This window comes from Rivularia sp. UHCC 0363 (assembly GCF_034931125.1).
GTDB lineage: Bacteria > Cyanobacteriota > Cyanobacteriia > Cyanobacteriales > Nostocaceae > Rivularia.
In genome coordinates, this window is record NZ_JAYGHM010000128.1 from 1 (window position 1) to 7,615 (window position 7,615).

At 42.1% G+C, this 7,615-nt stretch carries 6 protein-coding genes; 4 read left to right on the forward strand and 2 right to left on the reverse strand.

Annotated elements, in window-relative coordinates:
* Positions 1–457, forward strand: a 457-nt coding sequence (locus VB797_RS34355; protein ID WP_323242289.1) for a helix-turn-helix domain-containing protein, incomplete at its 5' end; no start/stop codon positions are given.
* Positions 458–681: 224 nt separating this feature from the next.
* Here the strand turns inward: VB797_RS34355 and VB797_RS34360 are convergent.
* Together VB797_RS34360 and rimI are read right to left on the reverse strand one after the other, a co-directional pair.
* On the reverse strand, positions 682–3,174 hold the full coding sequence (locus tag VB797_RS34360) for an ATP-dependent Clp protease ATP-binding subunit (protein WP_323242290.1): 2,493 nt from the start codon (positions 3,172–3,174) through the stop codon (positions 682–684).
* A 582-nt stretch (positions 3,175–3,756) separates the two neighbouring features.
* A complete protein-coding gene (rimI, locus tag VB797_RS34365) occupies positions 3,757–4,266 on the reverse strand; it encodes a ribosomal protein S18-alanine N-acetyltransferase (RefSeq protein WP_323242291.1) in 510 nt (169 codons plus the stop codon).
* 95 nt (positions 4,267–4,361) lie between these two features.
* Between rimI and lysA the strand changes: the two genes are divergently transcribed.
* The 3 genes from lysA to VB797_RS34380 all read left to right on the forward strand — a co-directional run bounded on the left by lysA (position 4,362) and on the right by VB797_RS34380 (position 7,610).
* Positions 4,362–5,777 (forward strand): diaminopimelate decarboxylase, encoded by a 1,416-nt coding sequence (gene lysA / locus VB797_RS34370; RefSeq protein WP_323242292.1) that lies wholly within the window; start codon positions 4,362–4,364, stop codon positions 5,775–5,777.
* Between the two features lie 166 nt (positions 5,778–5,943).
* Positions 5,944–6,864, forward strand: coding sequence for a diadenylate cyclase CdaA (cdaA, locus tag VB797_RS34375; protein ID WP_323242293.1), 921 nt, complete (start codon positions 5,944–5,946; stop codon positions 6,862–6,864).
* Entirely contained in the window at positions 6,861–7,610 is a 750-nt protein-coding gene (locus tag VB797_RS34380; protein WP_323242294.1) for an isoprenyl transferase, read from the forward strand. The genes cdaA and VB797_RS34380 overlap by 4 nt, the downstream gene beginning before the upstream one ends.
* Positions 7,611–7,615 lie beyond the last annotated feature (5 nt).

The following is a 7,615-nucleotide window of genomic DNA, read 5'->3' on the forward strand; positions in this document are numbered from 1 at the left end:
AGAAATCCCCGTGTCTTCAGACCGGGGAAGCTTAAAAGCTGCTCGATTGCTGAAAATTTGTACTCAAAGAGTCCGACAATTACTTTATGAAGGTCGAATTGTCGGAGCAAAAAAGGTTGGTAGATTTTGGCGGATTCCTGTATTTAAAGGAATGCCTAAAATAGAAGAAGGTAAACGAGGTCCTAAAGGAACTTGGAGAAAACGATTAAGCTCGCCACCAACTTTTATCCATGTCAATTCCCATAAGATAAAAGCTAATAATAAACATGGTACTAATGAGCCAGTAATCATTGTTAAATCAGGCTCTGAGGAAATTCATGCCCATAACGTGAAAATAAATGGAAGTTGTGAAGTGATTTATAGTCCTAATGACGCTCTGCCTTCTGGAGCTATGGTTTGGATTGCAGTGAATTCGGATGTAGTGGTCAAACCTTATATTTTTGCTGATATGGAGTAGTTTGAATTAGAAGAAATACCATTTTTTTACAAAAATTTTGAAGCCTGCTTTAATCTCGACTTTAAAATTATTAACTTAGTAAGGTTTTTTTAAACAATAATTATCGTCAAGATAGAACTAATATACTATTTAACATTTTAAACAAAAAAACGGTAGAGAAATTAAATTCCCTACCGTCTTATAATTTTCAAAATTCTAGATTCTCACGATCTAAAGATCAACTATTACCCCTCAACAGCTTGAGGCAAAGCATCATCTTGACCGCTACTATCTTCTTCAGACTTCTCGGCTGTAACAAGTATATTGCCAGCTTCGTTTACATCAACTAAGGCGATATCACCTTCACCAATGCGTCCGGAGAGTATTTCTTCGGCAAGACTATCTTCAAGCAAGCGCATAATCGCCCGACGTAAAGGTCTTGCACCGTAGCTGGGGTTATAACCTTCTACAAGCAAACGCTCTTTGAAGCGATCGCTCACTCTCAACTCGATACCTTTTTCGGTAAGTCGTCCGAATACTTCCTTGAGCATGATATCGGCAATTAACATTACCTCTTCACGGTTCAACTGACGGAAGACGATGATTTCATCTAGACGGTTGAGGAATTCAGGACGGAAGTACTGCTTAAGTTCTTCGTTAACCAAAGTCTTGATCCGATTGTACTGAGAATCGCTCGCATCTTCGGCAAACTCGAAACCGATACCACCACCACCTTTTTCAATTACCTTAGAACCGATGTTAGAAGTTAATATCAGTAAGGTATTTTTGAAATCTACGGTACGTCCCTTAGCATCCGTTAATCTACCATCTTCAAGAATTTGAAGCAGCATATTAAATACATCGGGGTGCGCTTTCTCGATTTCGTCGAAAAGTACTACCGTATAAGGTCTGCGTCTTACAGCTTCCGTTAACTGACCGCCTTCGTTGTATCCGACATAACCAGGAGGCGAACCAATCAGCTTACTGACGGTGTGACGCTCCATGAATTCGGACATATCCAGACGAATCATTGATTCTTCTGAACCGAAGAAGTAAGAAGCCAAAGATTTAGCTAATTCAGTTTTACCTACACCAGTAGGACCTGAGAAGACAAAGCTAGCAATTGGTCGGTTGGGATTTTTCAAGCCAACACGAGCGCGGCGAATTGCTCGCGAAACTGCTTTCACAGCTTCTTCTTGACCAATTAAACGTTGGTGCAAGGTGTCTTCCATATGCAGCAATTTCTCGGATTCGGATTCGGTGAGTTTGCTCACCGGAACACCAGTCCAAGAAGCCACAATGTGAGCAATATCTTCTTCAGTAACTACAGGTTCTTCACCTTCAGTTCGAGTCGCACCGGCTTTGCTTTGAGCGATCGCACGAATTTCTGCTTTGATTTCCATTTCGCGATCGCGCAATTCACCAGCTTTATCAAAGTCTTGGGAACGTACCGCGTCATCTTTCTCTTTGAGAATTTTACGCAGTTCTTTGTCTAACTCTTTAGCTGCGGGAGGCAGTTGGGAGTTAATCAAACGTACCCGGCTTCCAGCTTCATCAATTAAGTCAATTGCTTTATCTGGAAGAAAGCGATCGCTAATATAACGGTCGGACAATTTAGCCGCCGCTAGCACCGCTTCGTCAGAAATTTTCAATTTATGATGTTGTTCGTAACGGTCGCGCAGACCGCGTAAAATTTCAATAGTTTCATCTACTGAAGGTTCACCTACCATTACTGGCTGGAAACGACGCTCAAGCGCTGCATCTCGCTCAATGTGCTTGCGGTATTCATCTAGCGTTGTTGCGCCGATGCACTGCAATTCACCACGAGCTAAAGCTGGCTTGAGAATGTTGGCTGCATCAATTGCGCCTTCCGCCGCACCAGCACCAATCAAGGTGTGAACTTCGTCGATTACTAAAATTACATTTCCCGCCTGACGGATTTCATCCATAATCTTTTTCAGGCGTTCTTCAAATTCACCCCGATACTTGGTTCCTGCTACAAGCAAGCCAATATCAAGGGTTACTACACGCTTGTCTTCTAAGATATCAGGTATATCTTTATTGGCAATGCGTTGTGCCAATCCTTCTGCAATAGCCGTTTTACCAACACCTGGTTCCCCAATTAATACTGGGTTGTTTTTGGTTCGGCGACCCAAAATTTGGATTACCCGCTCAATTTCTTTGGCGCGTCCAACCACGGGGTCGAGTTTGCCATCAAGCGCCATTTGGGTCAGATTAGAACCAAATTCATCCAGAGTCGGAGTTTTATTGCGTCCAGATTGGCCAGTAGCCGTAACTTCAGCGGTTTCACCAAGCATACGGATAACTTGGGTTCTGACCTTAGATAGGTCTACACCAAGGTTTTCCAGTACTCTAGCTGCTACACCTTCTCCTTCGCGGATCAAGCCTAACAGTAGATGCTCGGTACCAATATAGTTATGACCTAATTGGCGAGCCTCTTCCAAAGATAGTTCAAGAACTCGCTTTGCCCGTGGGGTAAAAGGAATTTCCACGGCTACAAAACCAGAGCCTCGACCTATAATTTTTTCGACTTCGATTCTGGCATCTTTAAGGTTAACGCCCATTGATTTGAGCACCTTAGCCGCAACGCCAGTACCTTCGCCAATTAGACCCAATAGAATCTGTTCGGTACCAACAAAATTGTGCCCAAGGCGGCGAGCCTCTTCTTGAGCAAGCATTATCACTTTGATGGCTTTTTCTGTGAAGCGTTCAAACATAAGGCATTATTCCCATCGCCTGCGTCGTGCCGGTACGCTGATTTTAGCACAGGCAAATCCTATGGGTGTCTTTATAAACCTCGTAGACATCCAAATCCTTCAAACCCATTTAATAGGTCGGAACTACATAATATTTCTTACTTTGTTGTAGTCAGTGTACTGAGGAGCTTAATTAAGTGCGCTATTTGACTTGACTACAATCCATACACACTTAATCTCGGCAATTTACGGAGTTATTTTCCAACCATCACTAATATCAATTTAATTTTTTTATGTCAAGACGATTTTGAACTTTATAACAATTGTTTATCGTTCAGTTAAATCTCATTTAAATATCGTTTAGTTTTAGCTTTAACAATTGTCTTGTAGATTTTGAGTAAAAAGATAAAGATACCAAAAGAAGGGGGAGAACGGGAGAGGGGGAGACGGGGAGATTGATAGCGAGCGAGACGCTCGCACTAACTCCTAACTCTTTTAATCCAAATAAAGCATCCGTTGTTAAAGTCCATTCGCGTAGCGTGTGTGTAGGACAAATCCAAAATCTATTGACGCGAAAGCGTCTTCCCGCAGGGTAATCCAAAATTAAATGACTCCTAACTGCTTGGCTAAGGTTTCTGGAAAATCTGGCTTCTGTATGCCTCCAAGCCACAGAATTAAAGCGTCTTCGCCGTTGTCTTGGTAATAGCGTCGCCGTTTTCCTGCTGTCTTAAACCCAAATTTTTCGTATAAAGATATTGCAGCTTGATTGGAAGCTCGCACTTCTAGAGTCGCTCGTTCCAAACCGCGATCGCGAGCTGTCTCGATCAAAGAGTAAAGTAAAGCCGCTCCTATTCCTTGACGGTGATATTGAGGATTTACTGCCAAAATTGTAATATGGGCTTCTTCCAAAATTGACCAAAAGCAACCCATTCCTAGGAGTTTATCAGCGTTATTAAAGCAAAATAAACCTTGCATCTCGCTATTAGGACTATCTATCTCCCTTTCATAGGCAGCTTCTGACCACAATCCTCCAAAGCAAATTTTATCCAGTTCGAGGATTGCGGATAGATGCTCATTAGATAAAGGTTGAATTTGTGCCTCAAATTTATTCACTTTATTGGTTATCGTACATCGCTCTTTGTACACTGGAAAACGGGAGATAAATGTCGCCTAGAATTCAAACACAAACAACTTAGACCTATATCGTTATGGTATCGACTCATCCTACTGGGGTTCAAAGCAAAGGTAGTATATATCTACTATCTAATCAAAAAGAAAATATTTCGCCGAATCAATCGCTTTTACCAATAAGCGCGAAAGTTAATGATCGCGACACTTTGGAAATAGGGGGTTGTGATGTAAGCACATTAGTAAAACAGTTTGGTTCTCCGCTGTATATTTTAGACGAAGAAAGCTTGCGAACTGCTTGCCGTCAGTATCGCGATAGTTTCAAGCAATACTATAAAGGTGAATCCCAAGTATTGTACGCTTCCAAGGCATGGAATTGTTTGGCTGTGTGCGCGATCGTCGCATCCGAAGATTTGGGAATAGATGTAGCTTCTGGTGGCGAATTATATACCGCGATTAAAAGTGGTGCAAATGCCGAGAAAATTTACCTGCACAGCAATAACAAATCTCGTGAAGAATTAATTTTTGCTGCGGAATCCGGTTGTACTATTGTGGTGGATAACTGGCATGAGTTGAACACTCTAGTCGAACTAGGTAATGAAAATGGTTCAAGCTCTATACCATACCGCATCATGCTGCGTTTGACTCCGGGTATTGATTGTCATACCCACGATTACATCCGCACGGGACAGCTAGATAGTAAATTTGGTTTTGATCCCAATGCACTTGATGATGTGTTTGCTTTTGTGAGCAAAAATCAATCTTTCCTTAATTGCGTCGGCTTACACGCTCATATTGGGTCGCAAATTTTTGAACGCCAACCACATCAAGACTTGGCTGCTGTGATGGTAGAGTGGTTGAAAAAAGCCGCGACTTATGGTATAGACATTCTTGAGTTAAACGTTGGTGGCGGTTTGGGAATAAGATATATAGAATCAGATGACCCGCCTAGTATCGAAGAATGGGTAAAGCCGATTTGCGAGGTAGTTGAAAAAACTTGCCAAAACGCGAATCTTCCCTTGCCAAAATTATTGTGCGAACCCGGACGTTCTTTAATTGGCACGACCTGCGTTACAGCATATAGTATTGGTGCATCGAAGGAAATTCCCGGAATTCGTAAATATATTGCTGTAGACGGTGGAATGTCAGATAATCCGCGTCCAATTACGTACCAGTCAATTTATCGAGCAGTGGTCGCGAATAAAATGTCCGCACCATTGACCGAAACCGTGACTATTGCTGGTAAACATTGCGAATCAGGGGATATTCTGATTAAAGATGCCCAACTTCCTTTAACAAAACCGGGAGATATTCTCGTTGTCATGGGAACTGGTGCATATAATTACAGTATGTCATCCAACTACAACCGTTTGCCTCGACCGGCAGCAGTTTTAGTCGCAAATGGTGAAGCAAGTCTAATTTTGCAACGCGAGTCATATCAAGATTTGATTCGTCAAGATTGCTTACCAGAACGACTCACGAAAAACGAACAATAAAGGATGATAACGGGTCTAGTAGCAAGGAAGCATAAAATTGGACAAAAATCAACTATTTAATGCTCCATACTTCATGTTACCATGCCCTTAAGCTGCCCAGAGGGCATCTACATCTTTTATAATTTGAGCTTTATATCCTTCAAACAAAGCGCGTAATCCAGATGTCATGGGGAATTTATGGAAACAATGGCTGGCAAACCTGGGATGGTCGCAGTCCTTGTTAAAGACTCTGGATATCATGTTAGTGCTGGCGCTAACATATATGATGCTAGTATTCATTAGCGAACGTCGCACGCTATGGATGGTGCGGGGCTTTATTGTGTTAATGCTAGCTTCTGCTGTAAGTGGTTCCTTGCAGTTACAATTGCTAAATTTTGTGTTGCAAAGCTTGGTATATGGTTGTGCTGTAGCAATGGCGATAACTCTTCAGTCAGAGTTTCGCCGCTTTCTAGAACAATTGGGACGCGGTGAATTTCGCCAATTGTTCCAAACTTCAAGCTTAGCGGTGCCGAAATCCTATAGTGTAATTGATGAAATTGTTGATGCAGTTAAAGAGCTTTCAAAAAACCGAATTGGGGCTTTGCTGATTATAGAGACCACTGGTCCAATTGACGAACGGGATTTTTCCGTACCGGGAGTAAAGCTAAATGCTGAAGTTTCCAAGGAACTGCTACAAACAATTTTTCAACCAAAAACTCTTTTGCATGACGGTGCAACATTAATACGCGGTTCTCGGATTGTATCATCGGGTGTAATTTTACCGCTATCGGGACGCACTGCCTCCCGTCAGTTGGGAACTCGTCACCGTGCAGCGATGGGAATTACTGAGCGTGTCGAAAATTGTATTTGCGTTGTTGTATCAGAAGAAACAGGTTCTATTTCTTTAGCAGAAAGGGGAACTTTGAATAGACCGTTGACAATCACGAAGTTGAGAGATTCCTTGGAGACTCGGTTTTCTCCTGCTGTAGATCGGGAAGCTGTAGCTCCTGGTTTATTTAGTTTGGGTCGTCGAATTCGTGATAAGTCAGCCACATTAATTTCACGTTTACTTGGTTTAGCATCGACTGCTTCTCGGAATAAAAAATGACAGCACAATCAACAAATCTGGAATATTTACCAAGCGACTTAAAAAAAGAACTACTACCCAAGCACGTTGCAGTCATCATGGATGGCAATGGACGATGGGCTAAACGTAAGGGTTTACCCAGAATTATGGGACATAAGCGAGGAGTTGATATTCTCAAAGATTTGCTCCGCTGCTGTCAAGATTGGGGGATAAAAGCGCTAACAGCTTATGCTTTTTCTACCGAAAACTGGGGTAGACCCGAAGAAGAAGTTGAGTTTTTGATGACCTTGTTCCAGCGGGTTTTACGTCAAGAACTGCGAGAAATGCTACAAGAGAATGTAAAAATCAACTTTGTAGGCAATTTAGTGGCTTTACCAAATGCTTTACAGGCAGAAATTAGCCACTCTATTGAACAAACTAAAGACAATTACGGCGTTAATTTTAATGTTGCTACCAACTATGGGGGTAGACAAGAAATTATCCAAGCTTGTCGCGCGATCGCCGAAAAAGTCGAGCAAGGATTACTCCAACCTGATCAAATTAACGAAGCGACATTTGAACATCATCTTTACACCGCTGGAAGTTGCGACCCGGATTTAATCATTCGTACCAGTGGGGAAATGCGCTTGAGTAATTTTCTTTTATGGCAAGCAGCTTATTCAGAAATATATTTTACCGATACTTTGTGGCCAGATTTTGACCGCAGCGAATTTAAGAAGGCTTTATTGGCTTATCAGCAAAGAGAACGGAGGTTTGGCAAGGTTTAACTTTC